Origin of the sequence: Massilia glaciei, from assembly GCF_003011895.2 — a bacterium.
Classification (GTDB): domain Bacteria; phylum Pseudomonadota; class Gammaproteobacteria; order Burkholderiales; family Burkholderiaceae_D; genus Telluria_A; species Telluria_A glaciei.
On record NZ_PXWF02000026.1, the window covers coordinates 1 to 20,264 of the forward strand.

Here is a 20,264-nt window from a genome sequence, read left to right on the forward strand (position 1 = left end):
CGCTTGGAATTTGAAACCGCCCTGTTTTCGAACTGGATTTCCTCAGGGGTCATCACGGCTAACGTTAAGTAGGCCCTCGAAAGGGCGCGGTTTTTTCCGACAAAATGCCTGTGCTATCTAAAACCAGGCTAGTTTTTCTTTTAATATCAATCGAGTAGTCCACTTTAGCACACCCGAACGAGAAACTGCCAACGCACCTTGGGGAGTACGATGGCGGCTTGCACGCCACGACTGCTCGAGCAAGTTCGCAATTGTAACGTCTGAAACACGGCAGTACTCGAACCGAGGAATTTCACGTTGCTTGAGTTCGGCACTTCCTTGCTCTTCACAATAACCGGCGCCCAACCAAAATGCAAAATTCCGGCCCTGTACGACGCCAGCCGCTCAGGCAGGACGGGTAGACAAACTGGCCGTTGATATGTCCACACCTCCTAGTCCGGCGGACGCGATTATTCTGGCAATCCGGCAAGGGAGTCGTTCACATAGACCTGCCGGAAGCTGATTGTGCGGCAATCCTGCTGCCCTGTGACAAGTTCCCGCGCTGGCGCCGGCAAAAGCATTCTGTTCCGCGACGGCCTCCCGAGCACGCATCGTCGCCGTAAAACAGCCACCTCTGCGAACCCGACGCCACGTGCGAACTCGCGCATACCAGCTACCCCGGCAAAACACCGGCAAGCGCACCCCTGCCCCGGTTTCGCGCTCAAACCGACTTTAATCACGCCGATGATTTTCTGGTCGCCGCTGGCGCCGACCTGTTGACTTGCCCTGACGGCAGCCAGATACTCGGCAAGCGCGACAACTGGCCCGACCAATCAACAGCAGTTATGGAGATCAACCCGGCCGGACTCCAACAGGCGCGCACCCGAGCCGCCCTTCTCAACCAAGCCCCCTCGCCTCCCATGAAACTACTGCGCGCCCTCCCCCTCCTGCTGCTGGCGTCGGCCGCCATCGCGGCCCCCGCCGGCAAGCAAGTCGAGCGGCTCGATCGTGGGCTGATCGCCATCGACACCGGCGACGCCGTCTTTGTCAGCTGGCGCGTGCTTGGCACCGATGGTGCGAAGACGACTTTCAACGTCTACCGCGACGGCGGAAAACTGAACAAATCCCCGCTGGCCGCCAGCAATTTCAGCGCCCCCGCCGGCGCGCCCGGCGGCCGGTTCACAGTGCGCGCCGTCGTCAACGGCGTCGAACAGGCGGCCACGGCCGCTGCCATTCCCTGGCGCAAGCCCTACCTGACCATTCCCCTGCAAAAGCCCGCCGACGGCCCCGACTACCGCTATGGGGTCAACGACGGCTCGGCCGCCGATCTCGATGGCGACGGCCAGTACGAGCTGGTCGTCAAATGGCAGCCGACCAACGCGCGCGACAACTCGCAACGGGGCGCCACCGGCCCGACCATCGTCGACGCCTACCGGCTCGACGGCACGCGCTTGTGGCGCATCGACCTCGGCCGCAACATCCGCGCCGGCGCGCACTACACCACCTTCCTGGCCTACGACTTCGACGGCGACGGCAAGGGCGAATTGATGATGAAGACCGCCGACGGCACCGTCGACGGCGTGGGCAAGGCGATCGGGGTCGCCAACGCCGACCACCGCAACGCGAGCGGCTACGTCCTCGCGGGCAAGGAATACCTGACCGTCTTCAACGGCCTCACCGGCGCGGCGATGGCCAGCGTCGACTACCTGCCCGGCCGCGGCGACGTCGCCGCCTGGGGCGACTCCCACGGCAACCGGGTCGACCGCTTCCTCGGCGGCGTGGCCTATCTCGACGGCGCGCGCCCGAGCGCGGTGTTCTCGCGCGGCTACTACACGCGCGCCGTGCTGGCCGCGTGGGACTGGCGCGACGGCAAACTGAGCAGCCGCTGGGTGTTCGACAGCGACATCGCCGGCGCCGCCGTGAGCGGCCAGGGCGCGCACTGGTTCTCCGTGGCCGACGTCGACAGCGACGGCCGCGACGACATCGTCTTCGGCGCGGCGACCATCGGCAGCGACGGCAAGATGATGTACAGCACCGGGCTGTGCCACGGCGACGCGCTGCACGTCGGCCGGCTCGACCCGCGGCGCGCCGGCATGCAGGTGTTCATGGTGCACGAGACGCCCTCCTGCTACGGCAAGAACGGCATGGAGATGCACGACGCCGCCACCGGCAAAATCCTGTGGTCGGTCGACGGCGATGGTGGCGACGTGGGCCGCGGCATCTGCATGGACATCGACCCGGCCCACCACGGCGCGGAATGCTGGGGCTCGGTCGGCGGCCTGATGAGCGCGGCCGGAGTGCAGATCTCGCCCAAGCGTCCGCGCCGCATCAACTTCGGCCTCTGGTGGGACGGCGACCTGCTGCGCGAATCGCTCGACGGCACCCAGATCCAGAAATGGAACCCGCAGGCCGGCGTCCTCGACACCCTGGTCGATGGCGCCACGGCCGGCGCGGCCTCCAACAACGGCAGCAAAAGCACGCCGGTGCTGTCGGCAGACCTGCTCGGCGACTGGCGCGAGGAGGTCGTGTGGCGCAGCGCAGATAACAATTCATTGCTGCTTTTCAGCAGCGCGCTACCGACCGCCCACCGCCTGCCGACCTTGATGCACAACCCGCAGTACCGGGTGCAGGTCGCGGCGCAAAACGCCGGCTACAACCAACCGCCCCACCCCAGCTTCCACCTCGGTGCGGGCATGGAACCTGCGGCGCCGGAGCCGGTCCACGTGCCGCCCGGGGACCTTTGATGGCGGCGCGCTCCATCATCATCACCGGCGCACTCGGCGGCATCGGGCGCGCGACCGCCCACGCGTTTGCCGCCGAGGGCGCGTCGCTGCTGCTGCTCGACGCCGCACCGGCCGACACCGCGCTGGAGGCAGCCCTGCTGGGCGCCGGCGCCGGCCGGGTCGCGTTTTTCAGGGTCGACATCGCCGACGAGGACCAACTGGCCAGCGCGGTCGAACTGGCCATGCAACGCTTCGGCCGGCTCGACGTGATCGTCAATGTCGCCGGCATGATGATCTACCGGCCGCTCGCCGAACTGCGCGCCGCCGACTGGCGCCGCATCCTCGACGTGAACCTGGTGGGGGCGGCGCTGCTCACCGGGCACGGCCTGCGCCTCATGCGGCCCGGCTGCTGCATCGTCAACATCGGCTCGGTGCACGCGCGCCGCACCTCGCCCATGGTGGCGCCCTACGCCGCCGCCAAGGCCGCGTTGTCGAGCCTGACAAGGTCGGCCGCGATCGAGGGCAAGCCGCTCGGCATCCGCGTCAACGCCATCCTGCCCGGCGCCGTCGACACGCCCATGCTGCACGCCAGCCCCAACCTGCGCTCCGGCGCCGAGGTGCTCGACCCGGCCGATCTGGGCCAGCCCGAAGATGTCGCGGCGCTCGCCTATTTCCTCGCCTCCGACGCGGCCCGCTTCATCAACGGCGAGGAAATCGTCGCCGACGGCGGACGCATGGGGCGCCTCTGACGCACCCGGCCCGTCCCTTTTTTGTATCAACACTGATTGAGTCCGTCCACATGAAATTGACCACCCGATTCCGACTGGCCGCCGCGCTGCTGGCCTGCACCTGCGCCCTGTCCGCCCCGCTGCACGCGGCCGAGACGCTCGACCTGGCCGGCAGCTGGCGCTTTGCCATCGACCGCGCCGACCAGGGGCTGGCCGAGCGCTGGCACGGCCGCCCGCTGGACGGGCGCATCAACATTCCGGGCATCCTCAACGCGCAGGGCCATGGCGACGAGATCAGCACCCAAACGCCGTGGGTGCTGTCGCTGTACGACAAGGACTGGCACCTGCGCGACGACTACAAGGCCCACACCACGCCGGGCAAGGTCAAGGTACCGTTCCTGTCCCAGCCGCCGCGCCACTACCTCGGCGCGGCCTGGTACCAGCGCGACATCGAGGTGCCGCGCGCCTGGCGCGGCAAGCGCGTGATGCTGCATCTGGAGCGCCCGCGCTGGGGCTCGACGCTGTGGGTCGACTCGCGCGAGGTCGGCTCCAACCGCAGCCTCGTGGCCGAGCACGCCTACGAGCTTGGCCTGCTGGCGCCCGGCAAACACCGGATCACCGTGCGGGTCGACAACCGCATGCTGATGGACTACCGGCCCGACGCGCACAGCGTGTCCGATTCGCTCGGCCAGAGCTGGAACGGCATCATCGGCAAGGTCGAACTGCGCGCCACCTCGCCCGTGTACATCGACGAGGCCCAGGTATATCCCAACGTGGCCGACAGGAGCGCGCTGGTGCGCCTGCGCATCGGCAACGCGGGCGGCGCGTCCGGGCGCGGCACGGTGCTCGCCAACGGCCGCCGCTTTCCCGTGCGCTGGACCGGTAAAGGCGGCGAGGCCGAAATCCGCGTGCAGTACCCGGCCGGCGCCAAGACCTGGGACGAGTGGAGCCCGGTGCTGCAGACGCTCAAGCTCAAACTGAGCGGCCCCGGCGCCGACGACGCGCGCGCGCTGCGCTTCGGCTTCGTGCAGATCACCACGCGCGGCACCGAGATCCTCGTCAACGGCCGCCCGACCTTCATGCGCGGCACCCACCTCGGCGGCGACTTTCCGCTTACCGGCCATCCGCCGACCGACGTCGCCTACTGGAAGCGCGTCTTCAAGATCAACAAGGACTGGGGCATCAACCACATTCGCTTCCATTCCTTCCACCCGCCGCAAGCGGCGTTCCAGGCCGCCGACGAGGTGGGCGTCTACGTGCAGGCCGAGCCCGGCATGTGGAACGTGGTCAACGCCGGCTCGCCGATGGAGGCGATGCTGTACGAGGAGACCGACCGAATGATACGGTCGATCGGCAACCACCCCTCCTTCCTTATGCTCAGCCCCGCCAACGAGCCGAAGGGCAACTGGAAGAAACCGTTCGACGACTGGATCGCCCACTACCGCCAACGCGACCCGCGCCGCATCTACACCAACGGCACCGGCCACACCGAGCCGAAGGTGCCCGAGCTCGACATCGGCACCGACTTCCTCGCGGTCCAGCGCATCGGGCCCAAGCCGCTGCGCAACAAGGGCGGCTGGTTCGGGCGCGACTACCGCGCCTCGCTCGAGGGCGTCAAGGTACCCGTGGTCTCGCACGAGACCGGTCAGTGGGTGGCCTACCCCGACTTTGGCGTGATCGACAAATTCACCGGTTACCTGCGCCCGGGCAACTACGAGATCTTCCGCGACTCGGCGCGCGCCCACGGCCTGCTCGAGAAAAACAAGGAGTTCGCCTGGGCCTCGGGCCGCTACCAGCTGGCCTGCTACAAGGAGGAGATCGAGGCCAACATGCGCACGCCCGGCTTGAGCGGCTACCAGTTGCTCGACCTGCACGACTACCTGGGCCAGGGCACCGCGCTGGTCGGCCTGCTCGACACCTTCTGGGAGTCCAAGGGCTACGCCAGCGCCGCCGAGTTCAAGCGTTTCAACGGCGAGACGGTGCCGCTGGCGCGCCTGACCCGCCTCGTTCTGACCACTGCCGACCGGCTCGAGGTGCCGGTCGATATCGCCCACTTCGGCAGGCGCGCCCTCGGCGCCGCGCGCCCCTACTGGAAGATCACGGACGCGGCCGGCAAGGCGCTGGCGCAAGGCGTGCTGCCGACCACCGACATCCCGATCGGCAACAACAAGTCGCTCGGGCGCATCGATGCCAGCCTGGCAGCGCTGCCGGCGCCGGGCCAGTACAAGCTGGTGGTCGGGCTGGCCGGCAGTGCCGTCGAAAACGACTGGAACTTCTGGCTGTTCCCGGCCGAGTTGGATGCGGCCGCGCCGGCGCGGGTGACCATCACCCATGCGTGGGACGAGGCCGAGCGCGCCCTGCAGGCGGGCGCCAGCGTGCTGTACATGCCAAACAAGGCCGACCTCGACTGGACCTCGCCGCCGCTGGCGGACGTGCCGGTGTTTTGGAACCGGCTCATGAGCCCCGGTTGGAGCCGCATGCTCGGCCTGTGGATCGACCACCAGCATCCGGCGCTGGCCGGCTTTCCCACGGCCGCGCACTTCGACTGGCAGTGGACCGAGATCGCCGCGCGCGCCAAGGCGATGAACCTGGACCGCATGCCGCGCGGCCTGCAGCCGATCGTCCAGGCGATCGACGACTGGAACCGCAACTACAAGCTGGGCGTGCTGTTCGAGGCGCGCGTGGGCAACGGCAAACTGATGGTCTCGACGGTCGACCTCGAAAACCGCCTGCACGAGCGCGTCGCCGCGCGCCAGTTGCGCAAGTCGGTGCTCGACTACATGGCCAGCGCGGCCTTCGATCCCAAGACGGCGGTGGCACCGGCCGAGATCCGCGCGGGCCTGTTCGACTCGCGCGTGATGAAAAAACTCGGCGCCAAGGCGGACGGCTGGCCCGATGCGCGCAACACGGTCGACGGCGACCCGAACACCTACGCGCTGGTGAACCCGGGCCGCAATGAGCCGCGCGCGCAGCCGCCGCTGACGATCGAATTCGCGCAGGCGGTGCCGTTCGACGGCCTGCTGCTGATGCCGCGCCAGAACCAGCGCGACCACCAGGGCGATGTGCGCGAGTTGCTGGTGCAGGCCAGCGACGACGGCCAGAACTGGCGCGACGTCATGCGCGCCACGCTCGTCTCGACCTTCGATCCGCAAAGGGTGCTGTTCGGGCACACGGTCACGGCCCGCCATCTGCGCCTGACGCCGCTGTCGGGCTTCGGCGCGGACCGCGCCGTCGCGCTGGCCGACGTGGCTGTGCTCTACACCGGCCCCCGGCTGCCCGAAGGCACCAGCGAGCTCGAATACAAACGCGCGCGCTCCGTCACCGTCGACGTGGACGAAGTCGGCATGGACGAGGCGCGGCCGGTGCCCAAACGATGAGTTGGCGGCGCTCGCTGTAAATCGAGAAACCGTCTTCAACGATAAATAGCCAACGTCATCTTCGATAAATAGCCAACGTCATCTTCGATAAATAGCCAACGTCATCCTCGATAAATAGCCAACGTCATCCTCGATAAATAGCCACAACGTCATCCTCGATAAATAGCCACAACGTCATCCTCGATAAATAGCCAACGTCATCCTCGCGAAAGCGGGGACCCATACTGAGCTTGCTTCTATGCGGAGTTCTAAATTTCAGGCCAGGGGCTTCCAGGCTTGTGCACAAGCGCCTCCCCGCGCGTGCAAAATTCATCAGCGCGTCACAAAGCGCCGCTAAGCTCCCTGCTTTGCACGGGGCTGCCGCCCGCCTTAACGAAGCCCAGTGGCCGGCAAGGCACCCGCGCGCGTCGAGGACAAACTATGCAACCGATCCAAGTGAGCTATGGATCCGACCCTTCCGGCCTGGTCTGGGGCTTCAGGTTCGGCCCCGACGGCGCCGCCGCCGAGGCGCTCGATTCGGTGGAGGCCAAGGCCTGGATGGGCGACCGGGCGCGCCGCGGCCGCGGCGAGTTCGTCTGGCTCCATTTCAACCTGTCGAACGCGGCTAGCGAAAAATGGCTCAAATCGCATGCCCGTCTGGCCGATGAATTCTACGAAACGCTGCACCAGGGATCGCGCTCGACCCGCATCGAGCTGGCCGACGACACCCTGATCGCCGTCGTCAACGACGTGCTGCACGGTTTTTCGTTCGAGGCGTCCGACATATCGACCCTCTGGATCAGCGTGGCGCGGGACGTCGTCATCAGCGCGCGGCGCACGCCGCTGCAGGCGGTCGAACGCCTGCGCCGGGCGGTGCTGCAAGGCGAGGCGTTCGGCTCGTCGGTCGAACTGCTGACCCACCTGCTGCGCGACCAGGCCGATGTGCTGGTCGAGATCGTGCGCAAGGCGGTCACGCGCGTCGACGAGATCGAAGACACGCTGTTGGCAGGCCGCATGCGCCACAAGCGCGAGGACCTGGGGGCGATGCGGCGCGTGCTGGTGCGGCTGCAGCGGCTGCTCGCGCCCGAGCCCGCCGCCCTGTTCCGGCTGTTGCAGCGTCCGCCGGCGTGGATGGCCGAGCAAGACACCCAGGAGCTGCGCCAATCGACCGAGGAGTTCGCGGTCGTCCTGAGCGACCTGTCGTCGCTGCAGGAACGCATCAAGCTGCTGCAGGAGGAAATCGCGGCGCGCGTCAACGAGGAGAACGGCCGCAGCCTGTTCGTGTTGACCATCGTGACCGTGCTGGCCTTGCCGATCAATATCATCGCCGGCCTGCTCGGAATGAACGTGGGCGGGGTGCCGTTGTCTGGACACGGGAGCGGTTTCTGGATCATCGCCGCGATCGTGCTCACGTTCACCGCCGGCGCCGGGGCGGTCGTGCTGCGGCTGCAAAGGAAGCGCTAGCAGCCTACCCAGAGCGTCCTTCATCAGCCGAGCCCGCTCTGGAATGACCACCTCCGGGACAAAACAACATAAGCCTTTGAATCGTAAACAATTTCAACGAAATTGAGGGAAATCTGGATATTCACTGAAAACTCTTTACATTCAAAGACTTAGATTATAATCTAGGTATCATGGATACATCATATTCGATAACGGAGTTGGAGGGGGGCGCGCGGAGGCAATACATCAACGCGCGCCAGGTTTTTTTGGGACTGCGCCAAGCCGAAAAGGAAGTCAAATCGTTCGAAGGAACAATGTTCTGGCGAGAAGTCGATGGTAGAGGGTATCTCATCCGCGCCGCGCGCGGTGGCGCGCAGAAAGGATTTGGTGCGCGCTCGCCTGACACTGAACTCATCTTTGAAAAATTCCACTCCCGGAAGAACGAACTCGAGCAACGCCTCGCGAACCTGCGTGAGAAGATGGCGCAGAATGTACGCCTGAACAAGGCCATGCTCCTCGAACGAGTCGATAAGACCATCATCGATATCTTGAACGCGATCACCGACTCTGGCCTGGATCAATGCCTCACCGTCGTCGGCACAAACGCCTTGTATGCGTACGAGGCCGCGGCAGGCGTGCGCATTGACGACGAACACCTTGCAACCGAAGACCTAGACCTGCTTTGGGATAACCGAAAACGATTGACTCTCGCAACGAGAGAGAAGATTACGCCCACCGGACTGCTGGGCTTACTGAAGCGTGTGGACAAAACATTCGAACTGCTTCGGCCGACTCAGCTTTACACCGCGATGAACGCCGCCGGCTATCAAATAGACATCATCCGACGGCTCGGGCCGGGCAGCGACAGGGAGCCGGCGCAACTTATCGAAAATTCAGAAGACTTTTGGGCGGTCAGTGCGCGCAATGCCGATTGGCTGCTCAGTGCGCCCAAGTTCGAGGCGGTCGTGGTGGGCACGAACGGCGAAATGGCAAATATGATGACGGTCGATCCGCGCGCTTTTGCGCTCTTCAAAGTCTGGATGGCACAAGACCGTGATCGAGAGCCGCTGAAAAAAACGCGCGACGCCAACCAAGCAAAGGTCGTTGTACAGCTTATACAGAAGTATTTTCCCAATCTGAGTTTCGAAGATATTAAAGTCTTTCCGACCGAGGTGCGCCACATGATCGGACGTCCTTAGATAAGTGAATAAATACGTGAATAAATACGTGCGGGGCTCGACGCGACGCAAGGCGCGAGTCGCGAGGCGGACTAATGGCTTGTTGGTCCACGACAGCTTCATCCCTGCCGCATGGCGCCGCGCGCCGCCGCCACAAGCTGTTCGCCCAGCCGTTCCAGTTTGGGCGACTGCACGCGCCACGTATGCCAATACAGCATCACGTCGGTCGGCTTGTCGGGCGCCAGGTCGATCAATTCGCCCTTCTCGACCAGATCGCCATACTGCAGTTCCGGAAGCATCCCGTAACCGAGCCCGAGCAAGATGGCGCGCATGAAGGCCTCGCTCGCCGGCACGTATTGGCTCGGGTAGCTGCCCGGTGGCAGCCCCAGTTCGCGCAGCAGGAAAGCCGACTGCAGCGTGTCCTTGCGGTCGAATTGCAGCAAAGGGGCAACGCGCGCCGCCTCGCGCTGCAAGCCTTGCGGAAACCACTTCCCGGCGAACGCCGGCGCGGCCAGCAGGCGGTAGCGCATCGCGCCCAGCAACTGCACCTCGCAACCGCGCAACGCCTGCGCTTCGCTCGACACGCCCGCCAGCGCCAGCCCCTGCGACAGCAAGGTGTAGGTGTGGTCCTGGTCATCGAGCAAGATGTCGAGCAGGATTTGTTCGCCGATCAGGAAGGAAGCGAGGCCGGGCAGCAGCCAGGTGGCCAGCGTGTCGTTGTTGACGGCGAGCGCCACGCTGAGCGGACCGGCGGGCCCCGCGCCGCTGTCGGCAAGAAACTCGTCTTCGAGCAGGCGGCTGCGGCGCAGGTATTGCACCAGCCGGTGCCCGGCGACGGTGGCGCGGCATGGTTTGCCGCGGATGATCAGCGGCATGCCCAATTCGCTTTCCAAGGCGCTCACGCGCTGAGATACCGCCGAAGGCGTCAAATGCAGGCGAACGGCAGCCTGCTCGAAGCTGCCACTGTCGATCACAGCGAGCAGCGCCTCGCCTTTTCGCGTGTCGAGCATGGTTGCCCCCTTAGATTAGCAAAATTTAATCATACCAAAAAAAAATTAAATCTACTGTTTCCAAACACTCCGAACGGGCAAGATGAGCCTCTTCGTTCACCTACCACGGGCAACAGCATGTTTGACGTATCAGTTTTTCTTAACGGATTGGGCCTGGGGCTCGGCTTGATCATGGCGATCGGCGCGCAGAATATCCATGTGATCAGGACCGGGATCGCGCGCGAGCATGTGGGATTGACGGTGCTCAGCTGCATTTTGATCGATGCTTCGCTGATCGCGCTCGGTGTGGCCGGGGTCGGCACCCTGGTCCAGTCGTCCCCGCTTCTGCTGTCCGTGGCCAAATGGGGCGGCGCCGCGTTTTTGCTTTGGTACGGTCTGCGCAGCTGGCGCGCCGTGTTTGCCGAGGCGTCCATGCAAACCGGCGCGGCGCGGCCCAAGGCAAGCGCGCGCGAGGCGCTCGTCAGCGTGTTCGCGCTGTCGCTGCTCAACCCGCACGTCTATCTCGACACGGTCGTGCTGCTGGGCGCGATCGGTGGCGGCTTCGGGGCGGCCGCGAGGCCCTCGTTCGCCGCCGGCGCCATGTGCGCGTCGGCGCTCTGGTTCACCGCCTTGGGCTACGGGGCGACGCGCTTGTCACGCTGGTTCGCGCGGCCCGTCGCATGGAAATGGATCGATGGGATAGCCGGCACGACAATGCTCGCCTTGTCGGCTTCGGTCGCATCGGGCGCCTGATTCGCACACCGTGCAAGCGACGCACGGGCCCTGCTCACGTGGGCATCGGCGTCTTCATAACTATCGCTTGAACACCATCAGCGGGATATCCCCCGGCTCGATCAGGGAGGAATCGATCATCCCTTCGAGCTGGTACCCGAAGAATTCCTTCAACGCCGCTTCACCGAGTTCCAGTGGATGGAACACGAAGGGATAGCTGTCGTCCTCGTCGTCAGGATCGACTGCCGGGTGCTCGCCCGCCCAGAAGGGCACTTCGAAGGGCAACCGGGAGCCGATATCATCCAGGATGCCGGAATCGGGACTCAGGCTCAGCGAGCGCTGCAGCGTCCCGTCCTTCCAGACCGCGAAGCCAAAAAAATCGACGACGCTGTGCATCGCGTGCAGGTATAGGGTCCCAGAGGAAAACGCCTCTATGAATTTTGGGTCCAGCTGCGAAGGATGGTCGATGCAGAATTCGTCCGCTGCCAGGACGGCGAGCCCGGGAAAACGGCCGGCGATAATTTCCTTGTCATACGGGCAGGTGTACGACAAGTCGCCATCTTCCTCGAGCGGATTGACTTCCAGACCATACAGTCGCTTGACCAGCTCGGTCGTCGCGCTCCGGTCCATGACTGGATTGCTCTTCAAGATCTCTGCCGCATTGCCTTCGCTGTACAGCAGCATCCAGGTTTTCGCACCCATTTGCAGTCCTTGTGATTGTTGAGACACCCGGAAGTATACGCCAGCAATTTCAGGAGGGAGAAAAACGCAGCCATCATACTTGAGCGACCGCTACCGCCCCAAAGAACGTTGAGCGTGCTGAGATGAACTACTTGCCTGGCATCGCTGCGTTAGCGAACCACTCAATGTCCACTTGGCCGAAAGCGGAAAGTTACCTGTCGACGATTTGTACCGTACAGGCACAACCATGCGAGGCACTGTCATCGGGACACTTTTTATGTTTCACATGGATTGATGCGGTACATTTGAGACATCGTCGACCGATGGTTCAGCCACCAACGAGACGAAATCCATGGCCTTTCGGTATTTGCAGTGAGCATGAGCATGAGCATGAGCACGCTGTCATGGAATGCAAGCCAGCGCGATCGACTGCGAGCACGTTTGCAGATAGCGTGAGCACGGCCCTACCGTCCTTTGCAGTTAATTCGGGCCGGAAAAGGCGTCGAATGCGAGCATGGCCGTTTTCAAATGCAAGCCGCTACACTTAGGGCTTGCTGTTCAAGGTCAGCTTCACGCTTGCCATCCCCGCGCTCGCGGCGGTGACCACGATCGGACCCGCCGCGCCGGCCTTGGTCCGCACTATCGCCAGCACCAGGCCGTTGAAGGCGGCGCGCTCTGGCGACTGGAACGACACATGGCTGGTGGCGTCGCCATTGTCGGTGGCCACCAGTTCGGCCGGCCCGCTCACGCTAAAGCGCACCAGGTTGGCGGCGCGCGGCGCCGGCCGCCCTTGCCTGTCGGTGACCGTCACCGTCACGAACGACAGGTCCTTGCCGTCGGCCGTGAGCAGCTTGCGGTCCGCCGACAGCGCCAGCTTGCCGGCCTTGCCGGCGGTGTGCACGGCATCCTCCGCCCACGGCTTGCCCCCTTTGTAGACCACCGCGCGCAAGGCGCCGGGCTGGTACACCACGTCGTCCCAGCGCAGGCGGTAATCGTGCGGGCCGCGCTTTTTTCGGCCCTGCGACTGGCCGTTGAGGAACAGCTCGGCCTCGTCGCCCGAGGTGTACAGGTGCACCGGCGTGACCTGGCCGACGCGCTCGGGCCAGCTCCAGTGCGGCAGCAGGTGCGCCATCGGCAGCTCCGGGCGCCAGCGCGCCTGGTACAGGTAGAAGCGGTCCTTCTTGAAGCCGGCCAGGTCGACAATGCCAAAATACGAACTGCGCGACGGCACCGCGATCTTGCGCAGATCGGCCAATTCCTTCTCGGCCCGCTTCTGCTCCGCCGGATCGGTGAAGTTGAACACATTGGTGGCGTCGTCGTTGTACGGGGTCGGCTCGCCAAGGTAGTCGAAGCCGGTCCAGACGAATTCGCCGGCGACGAAGGGGTTGTCGTCGAGCCCCTTGAATTCGAGCTCGGGGGCCGAGGCCCAGCGCGGCGCCGACAGGTCGTAGCTGCTCACCTGGAAATTGGCCAGGCCCTTGGACTTGTCGTCGCTGACCGGAAAAAAATACTCGCCGCGCGAGCTGACGGTCGATGCGGTCTCGCTGCCGAGCACAGGGATGTGCGGCGAGTGCTGGTGGAATTTGGGGTATTCCCACGGCTTGTAGTTGTAGCCGACCACGTCGACCGCCGTCTGGAAGCCGTTGTAGCCCGAGCCGACGTGGTTGAATCCGGCAGTGGTCGGGCGGGTGCGGTCCTCGCTGCGCACGATGTCGGACAGGCGCGCCGCCACCTTCCATCCCTCCGGCTCGCCCTGTTCGCGGATCTCGTTGCCGATGCTCCACAGGATCACGCTCGGGTGGTTGCGGTCGCGCCGCACCATCGCGCGCAGGTCCCTCTCGTGCCACTCGTCGAACAGGCGGCCGTAGTCGTTCTTCTTTTTGCCCTTGCGCCAGGCGTCGAAGGCCTCCTCGACGATCAGGAAGCCCATGCGGTCGGCCAGGTCGAGCAGTTCCGGCGCGGCCGGGTTGTGGGTGGTGCGGATCGCGTTGACGCCCATCTCGCGCAAAATCTCGAGCTGGCGTTCGAGCGCGCGCACATTGAGCGCGGCGCCAAGCGCGCCGAGGTCGTGGTGCATCGACACGCCCCGGATCGCCACCCGCTCGCCGTTCATGAAAAGCCCGCGCTCCGCGTCGAAGGCGATGGTGCGGATGCCGAACGGTGTTTCGACCTCGTCGACCACGCCGGCCTTGTCGCTGACCGTGGTCACGGCGACGTAGCGCTGCGGGGTGGTCGGGCTCCACAGCTTGGGCTGGCCCACCCGCAGCGATTGCGCGAGCAGGATCTGGCGCCCGGCGCCGACCTTGGTCAGGGCCGAGGCGGCGCTCTGGGCAAGCGCCGGACCGCTGCGCCGTCCCGTCGCGTCGAGCGCGTAGATGGCGCTCGAGACCCGGCCGGCGCCATCAAGGCCGTTGTTTTCGAGCGTGACCTGGATGTCGACCGTGGCCGCGTCGGGCTTGACGATGGGGGTGGTGACAAAGACGCCGTTGTGGGCCACGTGCAGCGGCGCCGTCTTGACCAGCCAGACATTGCGGTAGATGCCGCCGCCCGGATACCAGCGCGAGGAATCGGGCGGATTGTCGACGCGGATCGCCAGCACATTGGCGGCGCCGGGTTTGAGCTGCGCGGTCAGGTCGACCCGGAACGAGGTGTAGCCATAGGGCCAACCGCCGACCTGCTGGCCGTTGAGCCAAACGGTCGCGTGCGACATGGCGCCGTCGATGTCGAGGTACACGCGGCGTCCCGCGTCGCCGGCTGGCGCCACGAAATGCTTGCGGTACCAGGCCACGCCCCACCAGGGCAGCTTGCCCGTCTCGCCCTCGTACTCCTGCTTGAACGGGCCCTCGATGCCGAAATCGTGCGGCAGGTCGAGCTTGCGCCAGCGCGCGTCGTCGACGCCGCTGCCGGCTCCGCCGCCGGGCGGCTCGCCCTTCGCGAAGCGCCAGTCCGCGTTGAACGAGACGCGCTCGCGCGCCGCCTGCGCAAGCGCATGGGAGGAAAAAAACAGGCTGGCTGCCACGATCAGCAACAGCGGACGAAAAGATCGCATGGGGACGCACTTTGGGGCGGATGGGGCGTCCAGTATGCGCGCGCATAGGCGCCCATTTCAAGACGCCTTCAGTCAATGGCGTGAGTGTTTCGCCCAGCACCGCCGGCCCTTGACTTTAAAGCGCTCCGCCTAAAGTGGGCGGCGTTCGCGCCAAGGCTTGACGGGCCGTGAATCAGCCCGCCCGCCCCGGCTCCAACGGCATGCAGGACTCGTCGCGCAGCAAGGCCCAAAGGCAGTTGCGCCGGCGCGACCGACGGCGAGTCAGTAGCAAGTTGGTCAGGCCCTAAGCAGGGTGTTGCAAGTTCTGTGATGGCGATATTGAATCCTGTCATACAAGTTTTGCGAAGATATCGACATGAGCGCATGCACCAACTGAGCGGCCAGGCCTCGCGCAATCCGGTCTTTGCCCTCATCATCAGCGCGTCTACCGACGTGCCCCGCCATACGTGGCCGATCGGCTGGCGCAGCCATACCGCGAACACGGACCGCGCGGCGATGGCGGATCTGCACGTGAACATCGCGCAGACGATAAAGGACTGCGACCCGGCCAAGGCCGGCGAGCTGATGGGCTTGCATTTCGACGATAGCATCAAGGCGCTGGCAGCAGGCTCCTAGCTTCAACATGATGCAGACCGAACCGTTTTTCCGCAGCGGCAATTTGTGGTCGGCCCACAACGAGGGCTTGTTTCCGATTGGAATTTAAGCGCCCGGGCTGGTGGCCGGCAGCGCAATTGGTTCAAGGTGCCGCGGGTCAGCCACGACCGGACCGGGGCCGCCCGTACGGCTCGGACCGGTCCTGATCGGCGGCGGCTTCGATCTGATGCAGACCGGACCGTTTTTGCGTGCCGGCAATGCGCGCTTGTTCCCGATTGGAATTGCGGCGAGGGGGGGCGGGCGGGCCTGCCCAACTCCCTCTGGCATTCGTGCTCGTTCGCCGCACGCGTTCGTGCTCGTTTTGTCGTGTTTGAACTCTGCCGTGTTTGCCTTGTCGAACAAAGAGGAGAAGCGAGAAAACCAGACAAAACGAGCGGAGGAAACGAGCATGAATGCCACACGCACCCACGAAGTACCTGCCACCTCGGTCGACGCGCTGTCGAAATTCTTGTACGAAACCCGGGCACCCTTGCTCCCGGAGCAGGCGGCCGCAATCGCCATTGACGAATGGATCGCCAGAGCGCGCGAAAAGGCAAGTCCATCGCGCGGCGGCGTGCGTGGTTACCAGTGGAAATGCCTGTTCCTTCCGGACGGGACAGACTTGCGCATCTGTTGCGCGGGGCAATCCTTCTACGCGCGCGTCACGGGCGACCATATCAAGTACGAGGGCCGCGCGCTCTCGCCGCGGCAATTCACCCTGGCCGTGGCCGGCGGCGGCCGCAACGCGTGGCGCGAACTGTGGGTTCTGCTGCCCGGCGAGCGCATCTGGAAATCGGCGGACACGCTGCGCCGCGCCCAGCTGCAAGCGCCGGCGCCGGTTTCCCCGATCGAGACCATGACCGTGGCTGCGGCAAGCATGGCCAGCGCGCTCAAGACCGCGCTCTCTTTCGTCGAGCACGCCAATGCGAAGGCGGCAAGCCTGTCCGATCGCCGCCTTGGACGATCGCGGCGCGCCGACGACGTCCTGGCCGACCATTGCAGCTTCGACTGAAGCACCCACCCGGCGCTACCAGCCCATGCCTTGGTCAATCGGATGATTGATCGGCCTTGTTGCGACCGCAAGGGCATCAAAAACGACTAAGATGGGCTACGCTGAGAGCACACGCTCTAAAGTCAATCAGCTAATATATTAATACAGCAATAACTTTCCGACATGCAGATACTGGCGCAGCGCTTATTCCCGATCCTCTTGGGCCTCCTAGTGGTCTTTCCGACCTGCGTCACCGCGGCGCCCCTGCAGTTGTCGGGCCCGCAAGGCGCCGCCGCCATCCTGCACGAAGACCACGTCAGCATGAGGCTCGCCGCCGACCTGCTGCGGCGCGACCTGCGCAGCGTCGGCGGAAAAAAGCCTGCGCGCGCGACCCGGCTCGACGACTGCGCCAAGACCTGCATCGTCATCGGCCGCCACGACTCGCCCCTGGTGCGCGCGATCGCGCGGGCCGAAGGCGTCGACCTCTCCGCGCTCAAGAACCAATGGGAGCGCTACGAGCGCGTCGTCATCGCATCGCGCCGCCGTCCCGGCACGCAGATCCTGCTGATCGCCGGCTCGGACACCCGCGGCGCCGTCTATGGCGTGGTCGACCTCACGCGCGAGCTTGGCGTCTCGGCGTTCGAGTGGTGGGCCGACGTCAAACCGCCGCTGCGCGAGCTGGTGTCGGTCGATGCGAAACGCGTGTTGTCGACCACCCCGCACGTCCAGTACCGCGGCGTGTTTTTAAACGACGAGGACTGGGGCCTGCAGCCCTGGGCCGCAAAAACCTTCGACCCCAGCGGCGATATCGGACCGGCGACCTATTCGCGCATCTTCGAATTGTTATGGCGCCTCAAGGCCAACATCGTCTGGCCCGCCATGCACGAATCGACCAAACCGTTCTACCAAATGGCGGGCAATGCGCAGACCGCGGGCGACTACGCGATCGTGGTCGGCACCTCCCATGCGGAGCCGATGATGCGCAACAACGTGCGCGAATGGGATAAAAAAACCCGCGGCGCCTTCAATTTTTTCAGCAACCGCGATTCGCTGGTGCGCTACTGGTCCGAGCGCGCCGAGCAGGTCAAGGGTTTCGAGAACATGTATTCGACCGGCATCCGCGGCATCCATGATTCGGCCATGGAGGGCGCGCGCAATGTGGACGAAGCGCGCGACGGCGTCGGCGCCGCCATCGCCGTCCAGCGCGAGTTGCTCAGCAAGGCGCAGGGCAAGCCGGCGCGGCAGATTCCACAAGCGCTCACGCTGTACAAGGAGGTTCTCGAGATCTACAAGGCCGGCCTCAGGGTGCCCGACGATATCACCCTGATCTGGCCCGACGACAACTACGGCTACCTGCACCAGCTCAGCACCGCCGGGGAGGCCAAGCGCGCAGGCGGCGCGGGGCTCTACTATCACATATCGTACTGGGGGCGCCCGCACGACTACCTGTGGCTGGGCACCACCCATCCCGCGCTGATCCGCGACCAGCTCGAGCGCGCGCTAAGCACCGGCGCGCGCAAGACCTGGATCGTCAATGTCGGCGACATCAAGCCGGCGGAGTACCTGACGCAGTACTTCCTCGACCTCGCGTTCGACCGCAACAAGGTCGACATCACGCCGCGCGCGCACCTCGAGGCCTGGATGGCGGCCCAATTCGGCGCCGCGCATGCCGCCGAAAACGCATCCATCATGACGTCCTACTACGACCTCGCGTGGGAACGGCGCCCCGAGTTCATGGGCTTCAGCCAGACCGAGCCCACCACCGCGACGCGCCGGACCGACTATATGCAAGCCGGCGGCGAGGAAGCCGAGCTGCGTCTCGAGCGCTACCAATCGCTGGTCACGCGCGCGCAGGCGGTTGCGGCGGCGCTTCCCGCCGGGCTCAAAGACGCCTATTTCCAGCTCGTTCTATACCCTGTGCGCGCCAGCGCCAATCTCAACACCCGCATCCTCAAGCTCGAACTGGCGGCCCAATACGCGCGCCAGGGACGTCCTTCGGCCCATCGGTACGCGCTGCAGGCCAAAGCGGCCCAGGCGGCCATCGCCGCCGACACCGCCCAATACAACGAACAGGGCAATGGCAAGTAGCGCGGCATGATGGACGCGGCGCCACGCCGGTTGCCGGTGTTCGGCGCGCCGCTGTTTCCCACCTACGACGATTCGCCGTCGCGCCGCGACTGCGCCTTGGCCTACCCGACGCCGCTCTCGCCGCGCAGCGGCACCCTCGCCTTCACCAGCGGGCGGGCCGAGACCAAGACGATCACCATCATCAACTACGCGGCGCGGGCGCTGGCCTGGTCGGCGGCCAGCGTCTCCGCCGGTTTCAAGCTGTCGGCGCTCGCGGGCGAATTGAACGACGAGAACGGCTTCGAACAGCGCGTCAAGGTAAGCTACGACGGCAGCAAGATCGGCGAAGCGCTCAGCTTCCAATGCGGAACGGCGAAACTCCAGCCGAAGGTCGCGTTCTCCCGCGGCGCCGCGAACGACGTGGCCACAGAACACGAGCAAATAATCACCATGCCGGCGACACAGGCCGTCGCGGCCAAAGGCTGGGCGCTGGTTCCGGGCCTTGGCAGCTACGGCGCCAGCATGCGAGCGAAACTGTCGCTCGAATCGATCGATGCATCTGTGGCGCCGTCCGGGCCCGCGCTGGACTTTGCATTCGCCAGCCATTCGAAAGAGGCGGCGCAACTCAAACTGGTCGCCCTGCCCGTCCATGTGCTCACGTCCAAAAACCAGCTGCGCATCGCCATCAGCCTCGATGGCGGCCCTGTGGAGGTGATCGATTTCGCCACCCACGGCCGCAGCGAGGAATGGAAGGCGAACACGCTGACCAATACCGCCGTGCGCACCCGGGCGCTTGCCAGCTTAAAGCCCGGGCCGCACCGTTTGCGCGTGCACGCGCTCGACCCGGGCTTTGTGCTGGACCGGATCGAGATCAGTTTCGAGGGGGCTGCCAAGTACTACGGAAAGCCACCCTCCGCCAATCAAGACTAAAAAAGAAAACCATGCTGCCACCATTCTCCCTCGCCCTGGCGCTCGTCCTCGGCACCACACAGCTTTTGCGCGCCGAACCCGTCAAACCGATCAAGGTGCTGATCGTCAGCGGCGGCTGCTGCCACGACTATGCAAGGCAGAGGGAAATACTCGAAACCGGATTGAAGGCCAGGATCCACGTCCAAGTCACGCAGCTGTTCCACGACCCAAAAGCCGGCGAGCGCGCCACCCGCCCGGCGCTGCCCATCTACGGCAATCCGCGCTATGCGGACGGCTACGACGTCGTGATCCACAACGAGTGCGCGGCCGATGAAGACAGCCCGGCCGTGTTGGACGCGGTGCTCGCTCCGCATCGCCAGGGCACGCCCGGCGTCAACCTGCACTGCGCCATGCATTCCTACCGCTCGGGCGACTGGAAGCGCCCCGTCCGGGCGGGCGACAGCAATGCCAGATGGTTCGAATACACTGGCATCCAGTCGAGCGGGCATGGACCGCAATCGCCGATCCGCCTCGCTGCCAGTCCTGCCGGACACACCATCGCCATGGGATTTGAGTCTTTCAACACCGCCGACGAGGAGCTGTACAACAATCTGACCTCGTTCGATGTGATCCCGGTCCTGGTGGGCATGCAGCCCATGGCCAGGAATGCGGCCGACCGGACCCGCACTGCCAACGTGGCCTGGGTCCATCACTACGGTCCGCGGCAAACGAAGGTATTTAGCATGACGCTGGCGCACAACGAGGCCGGGATGGCCGACCCGCAGGGCTGTCGCACCAAAAGTCGT

Annotated in this window: 14 protein-coding genes; 11 read left to right on the top strand and 3 right to left on the bottom strand. The window is 65.0% G+C overall.

Annotated features, from left to right (window positions below; genetic code table 11):
* Positions 1-899: 899 nt before the first annotated feature.
* The 5 genes from C7C56_RS01905 to C7C56_RS01925 all read left to right on the top strand — a co-directional run bounded on the left by C7C56_RS01905 (position 900) and on the right by C7C56_RS01925 (position 9,428).
* Entirely contained in the window at positions 900-2,723 is a 1,824-nt protein-coding gene (locus C7C56_RS01905; protein ID WP_106755813.1) for a rhamnogalacturonan lyase, read from the top strand.
* Positions 2,723-3,451: an SDR family NAD(P)-dependent oxidoreductase gene (locus C7C56_RS01910; RefSeq protein WP_106755814.1), complete on the top strand. Its 729-nt coding sequence runs from the start codon at positions 2,723-2,725 to the stop codon at positions 3,449-3,451. The genes C7C56_RS01905 and C7C56_RS01910 overlap by 1 nt, the downstream gene beginning before the upstream one ends.
* 50 nt (positions 3,452-3,501) lie before the next feature.
* Entirely contained in the window at positions 3,502-6,807 is a 3,306-nt protein-coding gene (locus tag C7C56_RS01915; protein WP_106755815.1) for a DUF8487 domain-containing protein, read from the top strand.
* Positions 6,808-7,227: 420 nt separating this feature from the next.
* Positions 7,228-8,250 (top strand): transporter, encoded by a 1,023-nt coding sequence (locus tag C7C56_RS01920; protein ID WP_106755816.1) that lies wholly within the window; start codon positions 7,228-7,230, stop codon positions 8,248-8,250.
* Positions 8,251-8,420: 170 nt separating this feature from the next.
* Positions 8,421-9,428: a GSU2403 family nucleotidyltransferase fold protein gene (locus tag C7C56_RS01925; RefSeq protein WP_106755817.1), complete on the top strand. Its 1,008-nt coding sequence runs from the start codon at positions 8,421-8,423 to the stop codon at positions 9,426-9,428.
* Between the two features lie 98 nt (positions 9,429-9,526).
* On the opposite strand, the gene C7C56_RS01930 is transcribed toward C7C56_RS01925, so the two are convergent.
* Positions 9,527-10,417: a LysR family transcriptional regulator ArgP gene (locus C7C56_RS01930; protein ID WP_106755818.1), complete on the bottom strand. Its 891-nt coding sequence runs from the start codon at positions 10,415-10,417 to the stop codon at positions 9,527-9,529.
* A 117-nt stretch (positions 10,418-10,534) separates the two neighbouring features.
* Between C7C56_RS01930 and C7C56_RS01935 the strand changes: the two genes are divergently transcribed.
* A complete protein-coding gene (locus C7C56_RS01935) occupies positions 10,535-11,149 on the top strand; it encodes a LysE/ArgO family amino acid transporter (protein WP_106755819.1) in 615 nt (204 codons plus the stop codon).
* A 60-nt stretch (positions 11,150-11,209) separates the two neighbouring features.
* Here C7C56_RS01935 and C7C56_RS01940 read toward each other — a convergent pair whose 3' ends face one another.
* Together C7C56_RS01940 and galB are read right to left on the bottom strand one after the other, a co-directional pair.
* A complete protein-coding gene (locus C7C56_RS01940) occupies positions 11,210-11,830 on the bottom strand; it encodes a DUF6928 family protein (protein WP_106755820.1) in 621 nt (206 codons plus the stop codon).
* Positions 11,831-12,353: 523 nt separating this feature from the next.
* The gene (gene galB, locus C7C56_RS01945; protein WP_106755821.1) at positions 12,354-14,858 is read right to left on the bottom strand and encodes a beta-galactosidase GalB; all 2,505 of its coding nucleotides are present in this window, start codon (positions 14,856-14,858) and stop codon (positions 12,354-12,356) included.
* A gap of 363 nt (positions 14,859-15,221) precedes the next feature.
* On the opposite strand from galB, the gene C7C56_RS01950 reads away from it, so the two are divergent.
* The 5 genes from C7C56_RS01950 to C7C56_RS01970 form a co-directional block, all read left to right on the top strand.
* Positions 15,222-15,473, top strand: coding sequence for an FCD domain-containing protein (locus C7C56_RS01950; protein WP_181372980.1), 252 nt, complete (start codon positions 15,222-15,224; stop codon positions 15,471-15,473).
* A 361-nt stretch (positions 15,474-15,834) separates the two neighbouring features.
* Complete coding sequence (locus C7C56_RS01955; RefSeq protein ID WP_146204242.1) at positions 15,835-16,503, top strand: hypothetical protein; 669 nt, start codon at positions 15,835-15,837, stop codon at positions 16,501-16,503.
* A gap of 198 nt (positions 16,504-16,701) precedes the next feature.
* Entirely contained in the window at positions 16,702-18,570 is a 1,869-nt protein-coding gene (locus tag C7C56_RS01960) for a glycosyl hydrolase 115 family protein (protein ID WP_181372981.1), read from the top strand.
* A gap of 6 nt (positions 18,571-18,576) precedes the next feature.
* Positions 18,577-19,479, top strand: a complete 903-nt coding sequence (locus C7C56_RS01965) for a hypothetical protein (RefSeq protein WP_106755825.1) — start codon at positions 18,577-18,579, stop codon at positions 19,477-19,479.
* An 11-nt stretch (positions 19,480-19,490) separates the two neighbouring features.
* The coding region (locus C7C56_RS01970) for a ThuA domain-containing protein (RefSeq protein WP_106755826.1) at positions 19,491-20,264 on the top strand (774 nt) is incomplete at its 3' end.

Excerpts from the sequence above, each read along its gene's own strand:
- C7C56_RS01905 (WP_106755813.1), top strand. The coding sequence starts at position 900 with ATGAAACTACTGCGCGCCCTCCCCCTCCTGCTGCTGGCGTCGGCCGCC.
- C7C56_RS01910 (WP_106755814.1), top strand. The coding sequence starts at position 2,723 with ATGGCGGCGCGCTCCATCATCATCACCGGCGCACTCGGCGGCATCGGG.
- C7C56_RS01915 (WP_106755815.1), top strand. The coding sequence starts at position 3,502 with ATGAAATTGACCACCCGATTCCGACTGGCCGCCGCGCTGCTGGCCTGC.
- C7C56_RS01920 (WP_106755816.1), top strand. The coding sequence starts at position 7,228 with ATGCAACCGATCCAAGTGAGCTATGGATCCGACCCTTCCGGCCTGGTC.
- C7C56_RS01925 (WP_106755817.1), top strand. The coding sequence starts at position 8,421 with ATGGATACATCATATTCGATAACGGAGTTGGAGGGGGGCGCGCGGAGG.
- C7C56_RS01930 (WP_106755818.1), bottom strand. The coding sequence starts at position 10,417 with ATGCTCGACACGCGAAAAGGCGAGGCGCTGCTCGCTGTGATCGACAGT.
- C7C56_RS01935 (WP_106755819.1), top strand. The coding sequence starts at position 10,535 with ATGTTTGACGTATCAGTTTTTCTTAACGGATTGGGCCTGGGGCTCGGC.
- C7C56_RS01940 (WP_106755820.1), bottom strand. The coding sequence starts at position 11,830 with ATGGGTGCGAAAACCTGGATGCTGCTGTACAGCGAAGGCAATGCGGCA.
- galB (WP_106755821.1), bottom strand. The coding sequence starts at position 14,858 with ATGCGATCTTTTCGTCCGCTGTTGCTGATCGTGGCAGCCAGCCTGTTT.
- C7C56_RS01950 (WP_181372980.1), top strand. The coding sequence starts at position 15,222 with ATGCACCAACTGAGCGGCCAGGCCTCGCGCAATCCGGTCTTTGCCCTC.
- C7C56_RS01965 (WP_106755825.1), top strand. The coding sequence starts at position 18,577 with ATGATGGACGCGGCGCCACGCCGGTTGCCGGTGTTCGGCGCGCCGCTG.